This window comes from Streptomyces sp. CB01635 (genome assembly GCF_002803065.1).
In the GTDB taxonomy this organism is placed as follows: Bacteria; Actinomycetota; Actinomycetes; order Streptomycetales; family Streptomycetaceae; genus Streptomyces.
Map to the genome: position 1 here is coordinate 511,089 of NZ_NNBL01000002.1, position 19,472 is coordinate 530,560.

The 19,472-nt window shown below is 70.3% G+C and carries 17 protein-coding genes; 9 read left to right on the forward strand and 8 right to left on the reverse strand.

Annotation, left to right across the window (positions count from 1 at the left end):
* Position 1 precedes the first annotated feature (1 nt).
* The 3 genes from CG723_RS06325 to CG723_RS06335 form a co-directional block, all read right to left on the reverse strand.
* Positions 2-820 carry a thioredoxin domain-containing protein gene (locus tag CG723_RS06325; RefSeq protein WP_100592235.1) on the reverse strand — a complete coding sequence of 273 codons (819 nt, stop codon included), beginning with the start codon at positions 818-820 and terminating at the stop codon, positions 2-4.
* Positions 821-880: 60 nt separating this feature from the next.
* The gene (locus CG723_RS06330) at positions 881-1,570 is read right to left on the reverse strand and encodes a hypothetical protein (protein WP_100592593.1); all 690 of its coding nucleotides are present in this window, start codon (positions 1,568-1,570) and stop codon (positions 881-883) included.
* A gap of 83 nt (positions 1,571-1,653) precedes the next feature.
* On the reverse strand, positions 1,654-2,979 hold the full coding sequence (locus CG723_RS06335) for a DUF2252 domain-containing protein (RefSeq protein ID WP_324902777.1): 1,326 nt from the start codon (positions 2,977-2,979) through the stop codon (positions 1,654-1,656).
* A gap of 225 nt (positions 2,980-3,204) precedes the next feature.
* Here CG723_RS06335 and dnaE point away from each other — a divergent pair, with 225 nt between their 5' ends.
* On the forward strand, positions 3,205-6,744 hold the full coding sequence (gene dnaE, locus CG723_RS06340; RefSeq protein ID WP_100592237.1) for a DNA polymerase III subunit alpha: 3,540 nt from the start codon (positions 3,205-3,207) through the stop codon (positions 6,742-6,744).
* A gap of 119 nt (positions 6,745-6,863) precedes the next feature.
* Here dnaE and CG723_RS06345 read toward each other — a convergent pair whose 3' ends face one another.
* Complete coding sequence (locus CG723_RS06345; protein ID WP_100592238.1) at positions 6,864-7,043, reverse strand: hypothetical protein; 180 nt, start codon at positions 7,041-7,043, stop codon at positions 6,864-6,866.
* 307 nt (positions 7,044-7,350) lie between these two features.
* Between CG723_RS06345 and CG723_RS06350 the strand changes: the two genes are divergently transcribed.
* From CG723_RS06350 to CG723_RS06365, 4 genes are all read left to right on the forward strand, one after another.
* Complete coding sequence (locus CG723_RS06350) at positions 7,351-8,676, forward strand: NYN domain-containing protein (RefSeq protein WP_100592239.1); 1,326 nt, start codon at positions 7,351-7,353, stop codon at positions 8,674-8,676.
* 579 nt (positions 8,677-9,255) lie between these two features.
* A complete protein-coding gene (locus CG723_RS06355) occupies positions 9,256-10,278 on the forward strand; it encodes an ABC transporter ATP-binding protein (RefSeq protein WP_199841671.1) in 1,023 nt (340 codons plus the stop codon).
* 60 nt (positions 10,279-10,338) lie between these two features.
* Positions 10,339-11,172 (forward strand): ABC transporter permease, encoded by an 834-nt coding sequence (locus CG723_RS06360; protein ID WP_100592241.1) that lies wholly within the window; start codon positions 10,339-10,341, stop codon positions 11,170-11,172.
* Positions 11,173-11,206: 34 nt separating this feature from the next.
* Positions 11,207-11,857 carry a DUF2567 domain-containing protein gene (locus tag CG723_RS06365; protein ID WP_100592242.1) on the forward strand — a complete coding sequence of 217 codons (651 nt, stop codon included), beginning with the start codon at positions 11,207-11,209 and terminating at the stop codon, positions 11,855-11,857.
* Between the two features lie 160 nt (positions 11,858-12,017).
* On the opposite strand, the gene ybaK is transcribed toward CG723_RS06365, so the two are convergent.
* From ybaK to CG723_RS06390, 4 genes are all read right to left on the reverse strand, one after another.
* Positions 12,018-12,518 (reverse strand): Cys-tRNA(Pro) deacylase, encoded by a 501-nt coding sequence (gene ybaK, locus CG723_RS06375; protein WP_100592244.1) that lies wholly within the window; start codon positions 12,516-12,518, stop codon positions 12,018-12,020.
* Between the two features lie 36 nt (positions 12,519-12,554).
* A complete protein-coding gene (locus CG723_RS06380) occupies positions 12,555-13,337 on the reverse strand; it encodes an LON peptidase substrate-binding domain-containing protein (RefSeq protein WP_100592594.1) in 783 nt (260 codons plus the stop codon).
* Positions 13,338-13,348: 11 nt separating this feature from the next.
* On the reverse strand, positions 13,349-14,344 hold the full coding sequence (locus CG723_RS06385; RefSeq protein ID WP_199841691.1) for a hypothetical protein: 996 nt from the start codon (positions 14,342-14,344) through the stop codon (positions 13,349-13,351).
* Between the two features lie 142 nt (positions 14,345-14,486).
* Positions 14,487-16,001, reverse strand: coding sequence for an oxidoreductase (locus tag CG723_RS06390; protein ID WP_442802531.1), 1,515 nt, complete (start codon positions 15,999-16,001; stop codon positions 14,487-14,489).
* 277 nt (positions 16,002-16,278) lie between these two features.
* On the opposite strand from CG723_RS06390, the gene hisD reads away from it, so the two are divergent.
* From hisD to CG723_RS46815, 4 genes are read left to right on the forward strand one after another with little or no spacing between them, the layout of a single operon-like run.
* Positions 16,279-17,601, forward strand: a complete 1,323-nt coding sequence (gene hisD, locus CG723_RS06395) for a histidinol dehydrogenase (RefSeq protein WP_100592247.1) — start codon at positions 16,279-16,281, stop codon at positions 17,599-17,601.
* Entirely contained in the window at positions 17,580-18,704 is a 1,125-nt protein-coding gene (locus tag CG723_RS06400) for a histidinol-phosphate transaminase (RefSeq protein ID WP_100592248.1), read from the forward strand. Before hisD ends, CG723_RS06400 begins: the two co-directional genes overlap by 22 nt.
* On the forward strand, positions 18,701-19,294 hold the full coding sequence (gene hisB / locus CG723_RS06405) for an imidazoleglycerol-phosphate dehydratase HisB (RefSeq protein ID WP_100592249.1): 594 nt from the start codon (positions 18,701-18,703) through the stop codon (positions 19,292-19,294). Before CG723_RS06400 ends, hisB begins: the two co-directional genes overlap by 4 nt.
* Positions 19,295-19,297: 3 nt before the next feature.
* The gene (locus CG723_RS46815) at positions 19,298-19,462 is read left to right on the forward strand and encodes a hypothetical protein (RefSeq protein ID WP_165914440.1); all 165 of its coding nucleotides are present in this window, start codon (positions 19,298-19,300) and stop codon (positions 19,460-19,462) included.
* The last annotated feature ends 10 nt before the right edge of the window (positions 19,463-19,472 follow it).

Consider the following 19,472-nt stretch of genomic DNA (forward strand, 5'->3'; position numbering starts at 1 on the left):
GTCAGCCCTTGAGTGCCTTGTCGACCGCGGTGTTGTAGTCGGCGACGGTGCTGGGCGCGGTCTTGCCGTCGGAGCCGGTGATCTGCTTGCCGTCCATCACGAACGAGGGGGTGCCCTGGACCCCGTACTTGTTGTCGTCGAAGTTCTTCGACATCTCCAGCGCCCACTTGTCGAAGGTGCCGTCCTTGACGTCCTTCTGGAAGGCCGAGTTGTTCTTCAGCTCCGGGACAGTGTTCGCGATCTTGATGAGGTAGGCGTCGTCCTTGAACTTGTCGTCCGTCTCCTCCGGGTGCCACTTCGTGGAGTACAGCGCCTCCTTGAAGTCCCAGAAGGCGTCCTTGGAGACGTTCAGGGCGGAGCCGAGCGCGCTGAGCGCGTTCTTGGAGCCCTCGCCCTGGAGGTTCTTGTCGAGGAAGGTGGCGCCGACGTACTGGATCTTGTACTTGCCGTCGTCGAGGTCCTTCTTCACCGTCGGGCCGACCGTCTGCTCGAAGGCGGCGCAGACCGGGCAGCGCGAGTCCTCGTAGGCGATGAGCGTCTTCTTGGCGGAGTCCTTGCCGAGGGTCACCGTCGTGTTGTTCTTGCCCGTGGTGTTCTCGGGCGCGACCAGCTTGTCGTCCTTGGCGGCTTCCCAGTAGCCGGGCTTGTTGCCCTGCATCACTGCGAAGCCGATGCCGCCGGCGATCGCCAGGACGGCGACGACGGCTCCGGCGACTTTCACCTGCCGCTTCGCCTTGTCCTTCTTGGCCTGCCGCTCGCGCTCGGCGCGAAGCCGCTCTCGGGCGGCGGTCTTCGCGGCCTGGCTGTTCCTCTGGCTCATGATCGTTCTCCGTGTGGGTTCTGCGAGGTCTTCGGGGGACTGCTGCGCTGGGACCGGGCCTCAGGCGGCCAGGGCCACGCACGGCGGTCCGCGCCGTCCCACGGAGTGCGCCCACAGCTGCGTACGCGCGGCCCGCACCCGGCGCGCGGGGCGCCGCGGCAGGCGGCGTACGGGCTCCAGGTGGGCCCGCACCGCGGCGAAGGCGATCAGTAGCGGCCGGAAGGTGAACCCGGCGACCGCGCGCAGCAGCTGGGCCAGCGCCTGCTCGCCGCGGCGCAGCCAGGCGGCTGCGAGGAGGCCGACGGCGACATGCGCGCCGAGGAGCAGCCAGGCGGCGGCAGGGTCGGTGTGCGCGAGGAGCGCGGCCGCCTTGTCGGTGTGTCCGCCGGTCATGCGGGCCAGCGGCGCACCGACGCCTCCGCCGCACAGGACGTCGAGGCCGACCGCGCGCAGCGGCCCGGCGACGGGCCCGCCCGCCGCGCCGTAACAGACGTGCTGGCCCGTGGTGAACACCGTGTCGGCGGCCAGCTCCAGCGGGACGAGCAGGGCCGCGATCCGGCCGAAGCTCCGCTCACGCCCCGCCAGCGTGTACGCGAGGACGAAGACGGCGAAGGCCGTGGCCGCCACCGTCACCACCGGAAGGGGGACCCGGGACAGCAGGACGTGCGACGCGGCGGAGAGCGTCACGACGAGTGCCGTGAAGAGCGCCGCGCGCACGGCTCTGAGCTGGGTCCCGGATATGTCGTCCATCGCGGAGGAGTGTCCCATGCGTTCCGGTAAGGGACCCCTAAAGGGTCGCTGTGAGTTACGGGAGCGTTGTCGGTCCGTGCGGCCTACAGGCCCGGGATCCGGCCGTTGCGGAAGAGGTCCACGAAGATCTGGTGGTCCGCACGCGCGCGTGCGCCGTAGTCGTGCGCGAAGTCGACCAGGAGGCCCGCGAAGCCGTCCTCGTCCGCCGCGATCGCCGCGTCGATGGCCCGCTCCGTGGAGAACGGCACCAGGGACTGCCCGGACAGGTCGTCGGCCGCCGCGTGCATCGTCGCCGTGGCCCGGCCGAGGTCGGCGACGACGGCGGCGATCTCGTCCAGGTCGTCGATGTCCGACCAGTCGAGGTCCACCGCGTACGGCGAGACCTCGGCGACCAGCTGCCCCGAGCCGTCCAGTTCGGTCCAGCCCAGCCACGGGTCCGCGTGCGCCTGCAGGGCGCGCTGCGAGATCACCGTGCGGTGGCCCTCGTGCTCGAAGTAGTCGCGGATCGCCGCGTCCGTGATGTGCCGCGACACGGCCGGCGTCTGCGCCTGCTTGAGATAGATCACGACATCGTTCTCCAGGGCGTCGCTGTTGCCCTCCAGAAGGATGTTGTACGAGGGCAGGCCCGCGGAGCCGATGCCGATGCCGCGCCGCCCCACGACGTCCTTCACGCGGTACGAGTCGGGACGGGTCAGGGAGGACTCGGGGAGCGTCTCCAGATACCCGTCGAAGGCCGCGAGGACCTTGTAGCGCGTGGCCGCGTCGAGCTCGATGGAGCCGCCGCCGGGCGCGAAGCGGCGCTCGAAGTCACGGATCTCGGTCATCGAGTCGAGCAGCCCGAAGCGCGTCAGGGAGCGGGCGTCGCGCAGCGCGTCCAGGAGCGGGCCCTCGGCGGTGTCCAGGGTGAAGGGCGGTACCTCGTCGCTCTTCGCGCCCGTCGCCAGCGCGTGGATCCGCTCGCGGTACGCGCCCGCGTAGACCTGCACCAGCTCGGTGATCTGCTCGTCGCCGAGTGCCTTGGAGTAGCCGATCAGGGCCACCGAGGCGGCGAAGCGCTTGAGGTCCCAGGTGAACGGGCCGACGTACGCCTCGTCGAAGTCGTTCACATTGAAGATCAGGCGGCCCGTGGAGTCCATGTACGTGCCGAAGTTCTCCGCGTGCAGATCGCCGTGGATCCACACCCGGCCCGTGCGGTCGTCCAGGTACGGGCCGCCGTGCCGCTCGCGCTCCAGGTCCGCGTAGAACAGGCACGCCGTGCCGCGGTAGAACGCGAAGGCGGACGAGGCCATCTTCCGGAACTTGACCCGGAACGCCGCGGGGTCGGCGGCCAGGAGCTCGCCGAACGCGGTGTCGAAGACGGTGAGGATCTGCTCGCCGCGCTGCTCAGCGGTGGGCTGCGGGACCGACATCGCGGGGTGCCTCCTGGTGCGGGCTGTGCCGTCGGGGGTGACGGCGGATGGTGACCGTGGATCGTGACGGGGGGGACAGCTGTCCTGCTCTGTCCAACGCATGACCGTACCCCCGAGTGCCCGTCGGGTGTCAGTGGCCACCCGTAGACTTCCAAGCTGTCCCCCGAGACTGACCGCTGCCCGTCACCGGTCCGTTTCCGTCCGTTTTCGTTGGAGGCCGAAGTCGTGTCAAAGCCGCCGTTCACGCACCTGCACGTCCACACCCAGTACTCGCTGCTGGACGGTGCCGCGCGGCTCAAGGACATGTTCAACGCCTGCAATGAAATGGGCATGACGCACATCGCCATGTCCGACCACGGCAACCTCCACGGGGCGTACGACTTCTTCCACACGGCGAAGAAGTCCGGTGTCGTCCCGATCATCGGGATCGAGGCGTACGTCGCCCCCGAGTCCCGGCGCAACAAGCGCAAGGTCCAGTGGGGCCAGCCGCACCAGAAGCGGGACGACGTCTCCGGTTCGGGTGGTTACACCCACAAGACGATCTGGGCGGCGAACAGCACGGGCCTGCACAACCTCTTCAAGCTGTCCTCGGACGCGTACGCGGAGGGCTGGCTGACGAAGTGGCCGCGCATGGACAAGGAGACGATCTCCCAGTGGTCGGAGGGGCTCATCGCCTCGACCGGCTGCCCGTCCGGTGAGCTCCAGACGCGCCTTCGCCTCGGCCAGTTCGACGAGGCGGTCAAGGCGGCGGCCGAGTACCAGGACATCTTCGGCAAGGACCGGTACTTCCTGGAGCTGATGGACCACGGCATCGACATCGAGCGCCGGGTCCGCGACGACCTGCTGCGGGTCGGCAAGAAGCTCGGCATCCCGCCCCTGGTGACGAACGACTCGCACTACACGTACGCGCACGAGGCGACCGCGCACGACGCCCTGCTCTGCATCCAGACCGGCAAGAACCTCTCGGACCCGGACCGCTTCCGCTTCGACGGCACGGGCTACTACCTCAAGACGACCGACGAGATGTACGCCATCGACTCCTCGGACGCCTGGCAGGAGGGCTGCGCCAACACGCTCCTGGTCGCCGAGCAGATCGACACCACGGGCATGTTCGAGAAGCGCGACCTGATGCCCAAGTTCGAGATCCCGGACGGCTTCACCGAGGTCACCTGGTTCCAGGAAGAGGTCCGGGTCGGCATGGACCGCCGCTACCCGGGCGGCGTCCCCGAGGACCGGCAGAAGCAGGCCGAGTACGAGATGGACATCATCATCCAGATGGGGTTCCCCGGGTACTTCCTGGTCGTCGCCGACTTCATCATGTGGGCCAAGAACAACGGGATCGCGGTGGGCCCGGGCCGTGGTTCGGCGGCCGGTTCGATCGTCGCGTACGCCATGGGCATCACCGACCTCGACCCGATCACGCACGGACTGATCTTCGAGCGGTTCCTCAACCCCGAGCGCGTCTCCATGCCCGATGTCGACATCGACTTCGACGAGCGCAGGCGCGTCGAAGTGATCAGGTACGTGACCGAGAAGTACGGCGCCGACAAGGTCGCCATGATCGGCACCTACGGAAAGATCAAGGCCAAGAACGCGATCAAGGACTCCGCGCGAGTCCTCGGCTACCCGTACGCGATGGGCGACCGCCTCACCAAGGCGATGCCCGCCGACGTCCTCGGCAAGGGCATCGACCTGTCGGGCATCACCGACCCCGCCCACCCGCGCTACAGCGAGGCGGGCGAGATCCGGGGGATGTACGAGAACGAGCCGGACGTCAAGAAGGTCATCGACACCGCCAAGGGCGTCGAGGGCCTGGTCCGGCAGATGGGCGTGCACGCCGCCGGCGTCATCATGTCCAGCGAGCCCATCGTCGACCACGCCCCGCTCTGGACGCGGCACACCGACGGCGTCACCATCACGCAGTGGGACTACCCGCAGTGCGAGTCGCTCGGCCTGCTGAAGATGGACTTCCTCGGCCTGCGCAACCTCACGATCATGGACGACGCCGTCAAGATGGTGAGGGCCAACAAGGGCGTCGACCTGGAGATGCTCGCCCTCCCGCTGGACGACCCCAAGACGTACGAGATGCTCTGCCGCGGTGACACGCTCGGCGTGTTCCAGTTCGACGGCGGCCCGATGCGCTCCCTGCTCCGCCAGATGCAGCCCGACAACTTCGAGGACATTTCCGCCGTCTCGGCCCTGTACCGGCCGGGCCCGATGGGAATGAACTCGCACACGAACTACGCGGAGCGCAAGAACGGGCGCCAGGAGATCACCCCGATCCACCCGGAGCTCGAGGAGCCGCTGAAGGAGACCCTGGGTCTCACCTACGGCCTCATCGTGTACCAGGAGCAGGTGCAGAAAGCCGCCCAGATCATCGCCGGCTACTCGCTCGGCGAGGCCGACATCCTGCGCCGCGTGATGGGCAAGAAGAAGCCCGAGGAGCTGGAGAAGAACTTCGTCCTCTTCCAGGCCGGCGCCAAGAAGAAGGGCTTCTCCGACGCGGCGATCCAGGCCCTGTGGGACGTCCTGGTGCCGTTCGCCGGATACGCGTTCAACAAGGCGCACTCCTCCGCGTACGGCCTTGTCACCTACTGGACCGCCTACCTCAAGGCGAACTACCCGGCCGAGTACATGGCCGCGCTGCTCACGTCGGTGAAGGACGACAAGGACAAGTCCGCGGTCTATCTGAACGAATGCCGCCGCATGGGCATCAAGGTCCTCCCGCCGAATGTGAACGAGTCCGAGCACAACTTCGCCGCCCAGGGCGACGACGTGATCCTCTTCGGCCTCTCCGCCGTCCGTAACGTCGGTACGAACGTGGTCGAGTCGATCATCCGCAGCCGCAAGGCGAAGGGGAAGTACGCCTCCTTCCCCGACTACCTCGACAAGGTCGAGGCCGCCGCGTGCAACAAGCGCACCACGGAATCGCTGATCAAGGCAGGCGCGTTCGACACGATGGGGCACACCCGCAAGGGCCTCACCGCACAGTACGAGCCGATGATCGACAACGTCGTACAGGTCAAGCGCAAGGAGGCCGAGGGCCAGTTCGACCTCTTCGGCGGCATGGGCGAGGAGGACAGCAGCGAGCCGGGCTTCGGGCTCGACGTCGAATTCTCCGAGGACGAGTGGGAGAAGACGTATCTCCTCGCCCAGGAGCGCGAGATGCTCGGCCTGTACGTCTCCGACCACCCGCTGTTCGGACTCGAACACGTGCTGTCCGACAAGGCGGACGCGGGCATCGGCCAGCTCACCGGCGGCGACTACTCGGACGGGTCGATCGTCACCATCGGCGGCATCATCTCCGGCCTCCAGCGCAAGATGACCAAGCAGGGCAACGCCTGGGCCATCGCGACCGTCGAGGACCTGGCCGGCTCCATCGAGTGCATGTTCTTCCCGGCGACGTACCAGCTGGTGTCGACCCAACTCGTCGAGGACGCCGTCGTGTTCGTCAAGGGCCGCCTCGACAAGCGCGAGGACGTGCCGCGCCTCGTCGCGATGGAACTCATGGTCCCCGACCTGTCGAACGCCGGGACCAACGCGCCTGTGACGATCACCATCCCCACGGTGAAGGTGACCCCGCCGATGGTCAGCAGGCTCGGCGAGATCCTCAGCCACCACAAGGGCAACAGCGAGGTGCGGATCAAGCTCCAAGGGGCCCGTAAGACAACGGTGCTGCGGCTCGACCGGCACCGCGTGCAGCCCGATCCCGCGCTCTTCGGCGACCTCAAGGTGCTGCTCGGGCCGTCCTGTCTGGCGGGCTGAGGCGGCGGGCTGCGAGGAGCCTGAGGCGTTTGGCGGTTACGTGAGTGAGGGGCGTTCCCGGAAGATTCCGGGAACGCCCCTCACTGTGCCCAAAGGGCTTACCTGCCTTGCGGAAGGCGTCAGTTGTGGCCGAAGCGGCGCTGGTGCTTACGGGCAACATCCGCGGGGGTGCCCTGAGCCTGCGACTGCATCTCCGACTGGGCTTCCATACCGGCCGACTTGGCCTGCTCGGACGCCTGCTCGGAGGCGGAAGCGCGGTTGCGCTGGTCGCCCTGCTTACGGTTCTTGTTCTTGGCCATGGTGACTGCCTCCTGCGGGGGGTCTAGGGGCCAGGGCCGGATTCAGATTCACATATGCTGACGAGGCACGCATTTCAGAGAATTACCGTGCGTTATAAGCGCTGTCAGGGCGTTGTCGGAGCCGCATCGGGAGTTCTGTGAGCGGGCCGGTTCGGGAATTCGTCCGATCCGCCACGCCGAAGATCGAGTTCGGGCCGTTAACCTCCGCGTGGTCGGGCAGACTCGAAGGAAACCCGAAGCGAACCCGCGATCGTCGACACCGTGGGATCTCCGGACGCCGGTAATTCAGCGAAAGAGGGTGGATCGCGTGGACCGTTGCATCGTCCTGGTGGACGCCGGTTACCTGCTGGGGGCCGCCGCGAGTCTCCTCGCGGGGGAGCCGTCCCGGTCCCGGATCGCCGTCGATCACGTCGCCCTCATCCAGGGGCTGCGTGAGCGCGCCGAATCCGACACCGAGCGGCAACTTCTGCGGATCTACTGGTTCGACGGGGCGCCGGACCGGGTGCCCCAGCCCGAGCACCGCCGACTCCGCGTGATGCCCCGCGTGACCGTGCGGCTCGGTGCGTTGACGCGGAGCGACGGGCGGTGGGCGCAGAAGGGGGTCGACGCGGCGATGCACGCCGAGCTGACCGAACTCGCCCGTAACCGCGCCTGCTCCGACATCGTGCTCGTCACCGGCGACGGCGATCTGCTGCCCGGCATGATGGCCGCGAAGGAGCACGGGGTCGCCGTGCACCTGTGGGCCGTGCAGGCCGCCGACGGCGACTACAACCAGTCCGAGGACCTCGTCGCCGAGGCCGATGAGCGGCGCGTGCTCGACCGGGCCTGGATCACCAAGGCCGTGCGGGCCAAGGAAGTCGGCGGGATCTGTGCGCCGCAGCCCGCTCCGCGGCCGGAGATCGCGGCGATTCTGTCCGCGCCGCTGCCCGAGTCGGCGCTTGCCTCCGCGGCGGGGCACTCCGCTGATCTGTCCGATGTGGCGGGGGGCGCTGGCGCCTCCGTCTCCGGCGGGGGGCCGGGGGGTGCGGCGGGCGGTGACGGTGCCGATCATGGGGTCGCCGCGCGTGAAGGTGACGGTGGAGGGGCCGAGGACGAGCGGGGTGGCGTGGGGAGGGGCGTGCCCACGCCCAAGGACCTCGCGGCCCTGCGGGGGCCCGGTGCCGCTCCTGGGCTCGGCGCGCATCCTCATGTCCATCCCGCGCAGCACCCCGCCAACGCGACGTTGCGGTGGTCGTCCGACAAGGGGTGGGTCGAGCGGCCCGGGGTCGTGGGGGAGTCCGCGGACGCGGCGTCCCTGCCGACGCTGGCGCAGCTGACCACCGCGGAGCAGCGGTGGGCCGACCGCGAGGAGGACATCACCACCGTCGGGGGTGACCCCTTCGAGGTGGGGCAGGTGTTCGCCCGGCGGTGGATGGAACGGCTGGGGGACCAGGTGGAGTTGCAGAAGCTGTCCACCATGTATCCCCGGGTGCCGCATCGCATTGACGGGGAGCTGCTGCGGTATGCCGCGCGGTTCGGGCTCCTTGCCCATAAGGACGATCAGATCGACGAGCACGATCGGTATGCGATTCGGGCCGGGTTCTGGCGCGAGGTTGATGTGCGTAGCGCTGCGGAGCGGGTTGCTGCGGAGTAGTAGGCGGTCCTGCCTGGGGTGGCGGTCGTGCCGGTGCCGGTGCCCGTGCCGGGTGTCGGTGTCGGGTGCGGGCCTTCCTGGGCTGGTGTTCTCGCGCCGGGCCGTGTGGGTGGGTGCGGGGCCGCGCCGGTATGTCCGTCCTCGCTTGGATGGTTCGGCGTCGGATTTCGTAGGCGTCAGTAGTGTGTGCCGGCTCCGGGCGGACATACCGGCCCGGCCCCTTCCGTTCGGTCGCGGGTGCGGCTGGTATTGGGGCCGGGTCCTTGGGCCTTGTGCGTGGATCCCCGGCCGCTTCCGTTCGGTCGGGGGTGTGGCTGGTTTGGGGGCGGGGTCCTCGGGCCTTGTGCGTGGTTCGTCGGCCGCTTGGGTTCGGTCGGGGGTGTGGCTGGTTTGGGGGTGGGGTCCTTGGGCCTTGTGCGTGGATCCCCGATCCCTTCCGTTCGGTCGCGGGTGGCGCTGTTCTGGGGTGGGGGTCCCTCGGTGCCTCTACGTGGATGGGTGCGGGGCGCGTCCCGATTTCGGTGGCATGTCCCTACCCGGGCGTCGTCGGGAGGGTGCGACCCCGTAGTCTCGTCCTTCGTGAGTACGCGCACGGCACAGGCGGCCCCCAGAGGGCGACGGGGGGATGTGGTGTGCGTCGTGCGGGATCTCGTGCGTACGTATCCCGCCACCCGCGGGCGTCGCGGAGCGCCGGGGAGCGCTGCGATCCGGGCCACCGACGGGGTGTCCCTCGAGATCCGGCGCGGGGAGATCTTCGGGCTGCTCGGGCCGAACGGTGCCGGTAAGTCCACCCTCGTACGGCAGCTGACCGGGCTGATGCGGCCCGACAGCGGGAGCGTCGGGATTCTGGGGCACGACATCGTCCGGTATCCGGAGCGGGCCTCGCGGATTCTGGCCTATCTGGGGCAGGAGTCGAGCGCTCTGGACGAGCTGACCGTGTCGCTCGCCGCCGAGACGACCGGGCGGCTGCGGGGGCTCGATCTGCGTACGGCCCGTGCCGAGCGGGACGCCGTGGTCGAGGAGCTGGGGCTCGGGGCGATCGCGTCGCGGCCCCTGAAGAAGCTTTCCGGCGGGCAGCGGCGGCTTGCCTGCTTTGCTGCCGCCCTTGTGGGGGAGCGGCCGCTGCTTGTGCTGGACGAGCCGACCACGGGGATGGATCCCGTCGCCCGTCGGGCCGTCTGGGCCGCCGTCGACCGACGGCGGGCCGAGAGCGGCGCCACGGTCGTACTGGTCACCCATAACGTCATCGAGGCCGAGACCGTGCTCGATCGCGTCGCTGTTCTGGACCGCGGGCGCGTCATCGCCTGCGACACCCCGGCCGGGCTGAAGGAGAAGGTCGCCGGCGAGGTGCGTGTCGAGCTCGTGTGGCGGGAACGGGCGCCGCTCGATGTGCCTGCCGTCGCCGCGCTGCGGGCTGTTGCTGTCGAGTCCGGGCGCCGCTGGTCGCTGCGGCTCGGCCCCGACGAGGCGCGGGCCGCCGTCGCCGCCGTCACCGGCGGCCCCGCGTTCGCCGCCCTTGACGATTTCTCCCTGACCACGCCGAGCCTGGAAGATGTGTATCTGGCCCTCGGCGGCGAGGCCAAGGGGCTGGTGAAGTCTTGAACACGGCGGCCCCCATGGACGTAGTACCCGACGGAACAGTCACGACAGGAGTCGCGCACCGTGAGTGTCGTACCCGCTGAGGCCCTCCAGGGCGGCGCCCGGGCGGGCGTGAGCGGGCTGAGCGCCGAGGTTGACGCCGTCGGCGAGCTCGCCCCGAGGGCCCGGCTCCTGCCGTCCCTCGCGGCCGTGTACCGCGCTCAGCTCTCGCGGGCACGTGTCGCCAGGATCCCGCTGCTCTTCGTCGCCACCTTCCAGTCCGTCGGCATCATGATCCTTATGCGGGGCGTGGTGGACGGGGGCCGGGAGGCCCAGGCCGTTGTCGCCGGGTCCAGCGTGCTGGTTGTGGCGTTTGTGGCTCTTAATCTGCTCGCGCAGTATTTCGGGCAGTTGCGGGCCGCCGGCGGGCTCGACCACTACGCGACTCTGCCCGTGCCGCCCGCCGCCGTGGTGCTGGGCGCCGCCGGTGCGTACGCCTCCTTCACCGTGCCGGGGACCGTGGTGACCGCCGCCGTCGGCTGTGTCATGTTCCAGCTCCCGCTCGCGCACCTGTGGGTGCTCGCCGCCGTCATCCCGCTCGCCGGTGCCGCGCTCTCCGGGCTCGGCGCCGCACTCGGGCTGCTCGCGCCGCGGCCCGAACTGGCCACGCTGCTCGGCCAGTTGGGCATGTCCGCGGCGCTCCTGCTCGGCGTCCTGCCGGCCGACCGCATGCCGGGGATCATCCAGTACGCGCGCGATCTGCTGCCGTCGACGTACGGTGTCGAGGCCTTCGCCCGCACTTTCGGGGCGCATCCGGACTGGGGTGTCGTGCTCCTCGATCTGGGTGTCTGCGCGGGCGTCGGCGTCGCCTCGCTGGCCCTCGCGACCTGGGCGTACCGCCGGGCAGCCGTCCGGTGACGCGCGGTTCGCGGGCGCCTGGCACGATGGCAGGGTGACCGCACCGCTGACGCCACGACCCCAGCAACCCCAGCACGACCCCTGGCAGGCCTCCGGGCCCGCGGGTGCTGTGCCGTCGCACGCTCACGAGCACCAGGAGGACGGGCCAGGGATGAGGACCGAGTTGCGGGAGGCCGCCGTCGTCACGGTCACGCTGGCCGTGTGCGGCCTGCTCCTGGGCGCGCTGTGGATGTGGCTCGCGCCGCACGTGCCGCTCGTCGCGGACGCGCAGGCCGTCTACCTCAAGGACACCGAGGGCGAGCAGGCCGTCGGCGTCGACGGGACGTTCACCCTGCTCGGCGTCGCGTTCGGCGTGGTCAGCGCGGTCGCCGTTTTCCTGTGGCGCAAGCGCGGCGGCGTACCGCTCGTCGTCGCCCTGGCCGTCGGCGGACTCCTCGGCGGGCTTCTCGCCTGGCGGTTCGGGGTCTGGCTCGGCCCGACACAGGACGTGGCGGCCCACGCCAAGGAGGTCGGCAAGGGCGTCACGTTCGACGCGCCGCTCGAACTCAAGGCGAAGGGCGCGCTCCTCGCCTGGCCGCTCGCCGCGATGATCGTCCATCTCGGCCTGACCGGCCTGTTCGGGCCCCGCGATCCCGACCCGTACCTCGACACCCACTACCCGCAGGACACCCCTCCGGCTCCCTGAGGGCGGCTCTCAGGCGGGCCTGCGCCCGTGATTGGCCTTGTGCTTCCTGACCCGCCACTTCCGCTTGCGCGTCCTCTTCGACATGTCCTCGGTATTTAGCCGAGGACATGTCGTGCGTCGAGAGGTGGCGGGGATTCCGGGTTGCCGGGGGTCGGCGGCGTCAGGTGCGGCCGATGGGGGCCAGGACCGCGGACGTGAGCGTCGCCAGGTCCGTGGGGGCCAGCTCCACCTCCAGGCCGCGGCGGCCCGCCGAGACACAGATCGTGTCGTGCGCCCGCGCCGAGTCGTCCAGGACCGTACGCAGCTTCTTGCGCTGGCCCAGCGGGGAGATGCCGCCCCGAACATAGCCCGTGGTGCGCTCCGCCGCCGCCGGGTCGGCCATCGCGGCCCGCTTGCCGCCGACCGCAGTGGCCAGGGCCTTCAGGTCGAGCTGGCCGGCCACGGGCACGACGGCGACGGTCAGCTCGCCGTCCACGTCGGCGACGAGCGTCTTGAACACCCGGTCGGGGGAGACACCCATCGCCTCCGCCGCCTCGTCCCCGTACGAGGGATGGGCCGGGTCGTGCTCGTACGCGTGCGTCGTGAAGGGTGTGCCCGCGGCGGTGAGCGCCACGGTCGCGGGAGTTCCCCCGGACTGCTGCTTCTTGGACTTCTTCGCCAACGTCCTCATGCCTTACGTCAGTCGGGACCGGCCACGTCAGTTGAGGCTGGTCGCCTGCCGGGTCAGGTCGCCGGCCGGCAAGGACGGCAGATTACGGATGATCGCCGTCTCGGCGCGAAGGAGTTTCAGCTCGTCGCGCAGGCGCGACGCCGTGTCCGGGGCCTGGAGGAGGCGCTGCTTCGTCGGTACGTCGAGGACGGCCGCCGCGGCCACCAGGTACGACACGACGGACGGGTCGTCGGGCAGGTCGGCGCCCGTGGCCAGGGAGCGCTCACGGGCGCCCGCGAGCCGCTTCTGGTAGGAGCGGAAGGCGCGCAGCACGCCCTCGGCGAGGGCGCCCGCCTCGTCGCCCGGCTCCTCGGGCAGCTCCTCGACCTCGGCGGTCAGATAGGCGCCCGACGCGTCGACGGAGTGCACCTTCACGCGGGTCGTGCCGGTGGCGAGCACCTCGAAGCTGCCGTCGGCGCGCTCGCGGATCGTCGCGGCGTCGGCGATGCAGCCCACGCCGTGCAGGGCCTTGATCGGGTCGTCGCCGAAGCCCGCGGCCGGGCCCGCCTCGGCGGCGGTCTTCGCCGCCTGGTCAGGCATGCCGGGGGCGCTGGGTGCGACCTCGTGGCCGTCGCGGATCGCCACGACGGCGAACCGCCGCGGCTCGTCGGAGTCGGTGGGGTCGCCGGAAGCCTCGGAACCCCCGGAGGAGGTCTTCAGCAGGTCGCGCATCATGGCGCGATAGCGCTCCTCGAACACGTTCAGCGGAAGCACGAGTCCCGGGAACAGCACCGAGTTGAGCGGAAAGAGCGGAAGCCGGACGGTGGTCACGACGGTCAAGCCTAATGGGAGCTGGAGGTGAGAGGTCCGCGACCGGTGTCGCGACCCCCGAGCGTGCGGGCCGCGGCGACCTCGATCCGTACCCCGTCGCGCAGTTCCAGGAACTGTCCGAGCGGGTCGTCCGAGATCCGGTCCCAGGGGAAAGACGTCGCGTACGGGCCGGTCAGGCGCAGCTGTTCCAGGGCGTCGGACCAGCGCTCCAGGCGGACCAGGACGTAGGTCAGGAGGTTGCGGACCTCGGCCGGCCAGGGGTCGTCGGCGAGGTACTCGCGGGACAGGGCGCTCGCCAGGTCGGCGGCCTCGTCCAAGCGCTCGCGGGGCACCTTCGCGGCCGGTCCCGGGCCCTCCTCGCTCGTCAGGTACGCGAACGCGGCCCGCACCGGGAGCGCCTGCACCAGGGATCCCGGCAGGGCGTCCTGCGCCGCGCGCTCGGCGAAGTCGAAGCACTCGCGGTGCGAGCCGTACCAGGCGGCCGACAGGTACTGGAGCGCCGACACATGGCAGCCGTAGTGGTGCGGGGAACGGCGCACGGCCTCGGCCCAGAGCTTCTCGAAGACGGTGTGCGAGGCGTTCGTGCCGCGCGCGTGGTCGAGGGCGACCCGCCATGGCACCGGGTCGCCGGGGTCGCCCTCGGCGGCGGCGGTGATCAGCGGCGTGACCTCGCGCAGCAGCTCGGCGCGGGCGGGCGACTCCCAGCCGCGCGCGACTTCCAGCTCGGCCTTGACGAGGAGGGCGTCCGGGTCGTGGGGGGCCGCGAACCGCCAGTCGTCGAACCATTCGCCGCGCGATCTGGCGAAGGCGGCGAGCCGGGTGACGTAGCGGTCCCTGTTCTCCCACTCGCCGGCTTCGCGGGTGGCGGCCAGCAGTTTGGCGGCCGCCTCGTACTCGCCCCGGCCCGCGGCGACGAGCGCCGGCGCAAGGCGTTCGTCGGGGACGTCGAGGAGGACGTCGTCGTCGGGGGGCAGGCCGGCCGCGAGACCCGAGGTGTGGCGGACCATCCGCGCGGTGCGGATGAGGGCGCGCAGCAGTGCCAAGGTGTGGACCCCGCTCCCCGTCGCTCGGTTGATGGTTGCGCTGGGATGACGGCTGGAATGCGCCCATGGTTGCCCGCGGTCCGGCAAAAAATGCGAGGGGGCCCGGTCAGTTTCTGCGGAGCAGCCGGGTGGCCCCCGCGGCGACCGTCGTGGCGAGGATCCAGCCGAGCAGGATCAGCGCGGTCGCGGCCCACTGCCAGCCGCCCCGCAGCTGCCAGTAGCCGTCCTGACCCAGGTCGATGACCGGCAGGATGAGATCGAGCGAGAAGAGTGCCGGACTCCAGTTCGGCGACTCGCCCGGTTTGATGGCCGGATGTGACGAGTGGGAGAAGGCCAGCGTGCTCGCCGCCCACAGCACGGCCATCCACACCGCGGCCCGCCCCGGGCGGTACCCGTAGGCGACCGTCCAGTCCTGGATGTATCCCCAGATCTTCGCGGCGGGCGGCAGCGTCTCGCGGCGGCGGCGCTGCTTGGCGAGCAGCACCTCGCGCGCGTCGGCGTCCTCGCCGCTGTTGCGCAGCACGGCCGCGAGCTTCTCGTACGGCTCCGGGCTGTACTCCGGAGTCGCGGCCGACAGCCACTCCAGGCGCCGCGACAGCGGGAACGGGCCGGAGGGGATCAGGTTCTCGTACGTGAAACCGCCCACGCGCAGACCGCCGGGGCCCGGCCAGCTCGCCGCCCTGTCGATGAGGTTGACGACCTTCGCGCCGGACAGGACGATCCGCCCGCGCTGCGGCCGCTCGCACAGGAAGCGCAGCTCGGGCGTCTGGATGCGGCGCAGCGACACCTCCTGGTCGTTCTCCAGATGGAAGCGCGCCTGGTCGAGGTCGACGGCGTCGCCGAACCGGCCGTCGTCGAGCCGGACCCCGCCCTGGCACTCGAAGCGCTGCACGCGGGTGCCCTGGGCCGGTGTCGTGCCGCTGGTCTGGAGCGGATTGCCGACACCGGCGGGGGTCAGATACAGGGACCGCTCGACCGTCAGCTGCGGCGCGTTGAGCGCGCGGCGCCCGTACGCGTTGGAGAGCCGGCTGCCGCGCAGGCTGAGCGACACACCGATCTGCGCGCCGCGCAGGCTGAGCTCGCCGTGCGTCTCCAGCATCTCGGCCTGGAGGTCCTGGCCGACGGACATGCCGTCCGCCATGATCGACTTGCCGCGCCGGTCGCGGTACACGACGGCCTGGTTGAGCAGCAGGTCCGTGCCGATGTGGGCGTCGGTGAGGCGTACGCCGCTGTGGAAGCGGCAGCGCGGCAGATGCAGATCGCCCTCCGTGTGGACGCGGGCGCCCTCCAGGCGGGGGATCGAGCAGTCGACCAGGCGCAGGGTGGTGAACCTGGCCTCGGGAAGCAGGATCTCCTTCTCGAAGCGGCACTGCTTCATCTCGACGTACGGCACGACCCCGCCGCCCGCGACGTCGAGCACGTCGGTGATCTGTACGCCCTTGAGCTTGAGTGACGCGACACGCCCCGACAGCGCGGGCGGCCCGTCGAGCAGCAGCCAGGCCACGATCCGCGCCCGCACGCTGCGGCCGGGCCCCCAGGCGTGTCCGCCGTGCGGGTCGTCCACGTCCGGGTCGCCCGAGCTCAGGTCGTAGACACTGCCGTTGCGGAAGGCCTGCCACATGCCGATCTCGGCGCCCGTGAGACCGTCCGGCGGATCACCGATGCCGGTACCGTCGACCACGACTCGTCTTCCTCCCCGTAGACCCCCGGATTCTCACGGAGCCCCGCACGTCCCGGTACGGCTCCGCTACTCGCGGGTTTAGTACAACTGTTCATGCCCGCTGAGTGACGGGCTGAACGCTACTGGTGAAGGTCATCCTCCGGTCTCGCGCAGTGATCCGTATCAGCCATTGATACGGACGTCGGGCGCTGATGTGACGTCTGCGAGAATTGAGCACGTGATCTCCCGAATCGATCTGCGCGGCGACGCCCTCCCCGAGGGCCCCGCACTGCGCGACCTGCTGCCCCGAGCCGACTTCGACGTTCAGGCCGCCCTCGAGAAGGTGCGTCCGATCTGCGAGGCCGTGCATCATCGTGGCGACGCGGCGCTGATCGACTACGCGGAGCAGTTCGACGGCGTGAAGCTGGAGTCCGTACGGGTTCCCGCCAAGGCCCTCCAGGACGCCCTGGAGCAGCTCGACCCCGCCGTGCGCGCCGCCCTGGAGGAGTCGATCCGCCGGGCCCGCATCGTCCACCGCGAGCAGCGCCGCACCACCCACACCACGCAGGTCGTCCCCGGCGGCTCGGTCACCGAGAAGTGGGTGCCCGTCGAGCGCGTCGGCCTGTACGCGCCGGGCGGCCGCTCCGTCTACCCGTCCTCCGTGATCATGAACGTGGTGCCCGCGCAGGAGGCCGGGGTCGAGTCGATCGCCCTCGCGTCCCCCGCCCAGGCCGAGTTCGGCGGACTGCCGCACCCGACGATCCTGGCCGCGTGTGCGCTGCTCGGCGTCGACGAGGTCTACGCCGCGGGCGGCGCCACGGCCGTCGCGATGTTCGCGTACGGCACCGAGTCCTGCCCCCCGGCGAACATGGTCACCGGACCCGGCAACATCTGGGTCGCCGCGGCCAAGCGCTACTTCACCGGTCTCATCGGCATCGACGCCGAGGCGGGCCCGACCGAGATCGCGGTCCTCGCGGACTCCACCGCCGACCCGGCGCACGTCGCGTCCGACCTGATCAGCCAGGCCGAGCACGACCCGCTCGCCGCCGCCGTCCTCGTCACCGACTCGGCCGAGCTCGCGGACGCCGTCGAGAAGGAGCTGGAGCCGCAGGTCGCGGCCACCAAGCACATCGACGACCGGATCCTCCCGGCCCTGCGCGGCAGGCAGTCCGCGATCGTCCTGGTCGACGGGGTCGACGAGGGCCTGCGCGTCGTCGACGCATACGGCGCCGAGCACCTGGAGATCCAGACCGCCGACGCCGCCGCGGTCGCCCAGCGCGTGAAGAACGCCGGCGCGATCTTCGTCGGCCCGTGGGCGCCGGTGTCCCTCGGCGACTACGCCGCGGGCTCCAACCACGTGCTGCCCACCGGCGGCTGCGCCTGCCACTCGTCCGGTCTGTCCGTCCAGTCCTTCCTGCGCGGCATCCACATCGTGGACTACACGCGCGACGCACTCGCCGACGTCGCCCACCACGTGGTCACGCTCGCCGAGGCGGAGGACCTGCCCGCGCACGGCGCGGCGATCAAGGCAAGGTTCGAATGGAAGGTTCCCGGCCAGTGACCGGCATCGACGATCTGCCCGTACGGGACGAGCTGCGCGGCAAGTCCCCGTACGGCGCCCCCCAGCTCGACGTACCCGTACGCCTGAACACGAACGAGAACCCCTACCCGCTGCCCGAGCCGCTCGTCGAGCGGATCGCGGAGCGGGTCCGCGAGAGCGCCCGCGACCTCAACCGCTACCCCGACCGGGACGCGGTCCAGCTGCGCACCGAGCTCGCCGGCTATCTCACGCGCACCGGCGGCCACCACGTCGGCATCGAGAACGTCTGGGCCGCCAACGGCTCGAACGAGGTCATCCAGCAGCTCTTGCAGACCTTCGGCGGCCCCGGCCGCAGCGCCATCGGCTTCGAGCCCTCGTACTCGATGCACGGCCTCATCGCGCGCGGCACCGGCACCGGCTGGATCTCCGGACCGCGCAGCGCGGACTTCACCATCGACGTGGAAGCGTCCGTGCAGGCCATCGCGGAGAACCGCCCGGACGTCGTCTTCATCACGACGCCCAACAACCCCACCGGCAGCGCGGTCCCGCCCGAGACGGTCCTCGCCCTGTACGAGGCCGCGCAGGCGGCCAAGCCGTCCATGGTCGTCGTCGACGAGGCCTACATCGAGTTCAGCCACGGGAATTCCCTTCTCCCGCTGCTCGAAGGCCGGCCGAACCTCGTCATCTCGCGCACCATGTCGAAGGCGTTCGGCGCGGCGGGCCTGCGCCTCGGCTACATGGCCGCCGCCCCCGCCGTGGTGGACGCCGTCCAGCTGGTGCGCCTGCCGTACCACCTGTCGGCCGTCACCCAGGCCACGGCGCTCGCCGCCCTCGAGCACACCGACACGCTCCTCAAGTACGTCGAGCAGCTCAAGGACGAGCGCGACCGCCTGGTGACCGAGCTGCGGGCGACGGGCTACGAAGTGACCGACTCGGACGCCAACTTCGTGCAGTTCGGCCGATTCGACGACGCGCACGCGGTGTGGCAGCAGATCCTCGACCGGGGCGTCCTGGTCCGGGACAACGGCGTACCCGGGTGGCTGCGTGTCTCCACGGGCACCCCGGACGAGAACGACGCGTTCCTCGATGCGGTACGCGCAATCAAGAAGGAGCGGAACGCATGAGTCGCGTAGGCAGGGTGGAGCGGACCACCAAGGAGACCTCGGTCCTCGTCGAGATCGACCTCGACGGCACCGGCAAGGTCGAAGTCTCCACGGGCGTGGGCTTCTACGACCACATGCTCGACCAGCTCGGCCGCCACGGCCTCTTCGACCTCACGGTCAAGACCGAGGGCGACCTGCACATCGACACGCACCACACCATCGAGGACACCGCCCTCGCGCTCGGCGCCGCCTTCAAGCAGGCGCTCGGCGACAAGGTCGGCATCTACCGCTTCGGCAACTGCACCGTCCCGCTGGACGAGTCGCTCGCCCAGGTCACGGTCGACCTCTCCGGCCGCCCCTACCTGGTGCACACCGAGCCCGAGAACATGGCCCCCATGATCGGCTCGTACGACACGACGATGACCCGGCACATCCTGGAGTCGTTCGTGGCGCAGGCCCAGATCGCGCTGCACGTCCACGTCCCGTACGGGCGCAACGCGCACCACATCGTGGAGTGCCAGTTCAAGGCGCTGGCCCGCGCGCTGCGTTACGCGTCCGAGCGCGACCCGCGCGCCGCGGGCATCCTTCCGTCCACGAAGGGCGCCCTCTAAGCCATGAACGGCCTCAACACCGTCCTCATCGTCGTCGGTCTCTTCCTGATCGGCGGCGTCATCTCCTTCGTCAAGCAGGGCTTGCCCAAGGGCCTGATCGCGCTGCTCTCCATCGCCGCGGCCATGTGCCTGGTCTCCGGCGTCCTGCGGCTCGACTACTGGAACTGAGGGGCAGGGA

Excerpts from the sequence above, each read along its gene's own strand:
- CG723_RS06325 (WP_100592235.1), bottom strand. The coding sequence starts at position 820 with ATGAGCCAGAGGAACAGCCAGGCCGCGAAGACCGCCGCCCGAGAGCGG.
- CG723_RS06330 (WP_100592593.1), bottom strand. The coding sequence starts at position 1,570 with ATGGACGACATATCCGGGACCCAGCTCAGAGCCGTGCGCGCGGCGCTC.
- CG723_RS06335 (WP_324902777.1), bottom strand. The coding sequence starts at position 2,979 with ATGTCGGTCCCGCAGCCCACCGCTGAGCAGCGCGGCGAGCAGATCCTC.
- CG723_RS06345 (WP_100592238.1), bottom strand. The coding sequence starts at position 7,043 with ATGGCCAAGAACAAGAACCGTAAGCAGGGCGACCAGCGCAACCGCGCT.
- CG723_RS06385 (WP_199841691.1), bottom strand. The coding sequence starts at position 14,344 with ATGGTCCGCCACACCTCGGGTCTCGCGGCCGGCCTGCCCCCCGACGAC.
- CG723_RS06390 (WP_442802531.1), bottom strand. The coding sequence starts at position 16,001 with ATGTGGCAGGCCTTCCGCAACGGCAGTGTCTACGACCTGAGCTCGGGC.
- CG723_RS06400 (WP_100592248.1), top strand. The coding sequence starts at position 17,580 with ATGGAAGGTTCCCGGCCAGTGACCGGCATCGACGATCTGCCCGTACGG.
- hisB (WP_100592249.1), top strand. The coding sequence starts at position 18,701 with ATGAGTCGCGTAGGCAGGGTGGAGCGGACCACCAAGGAGACCTCGGTC.
- CG723_RS46815 (WP_165914440.1), top strand. The coding sequence starts at position 19,298 with ATGAACGGCCTCAACACCGTCCTCATCGTCGTCGGTCTCTTCCTGATC.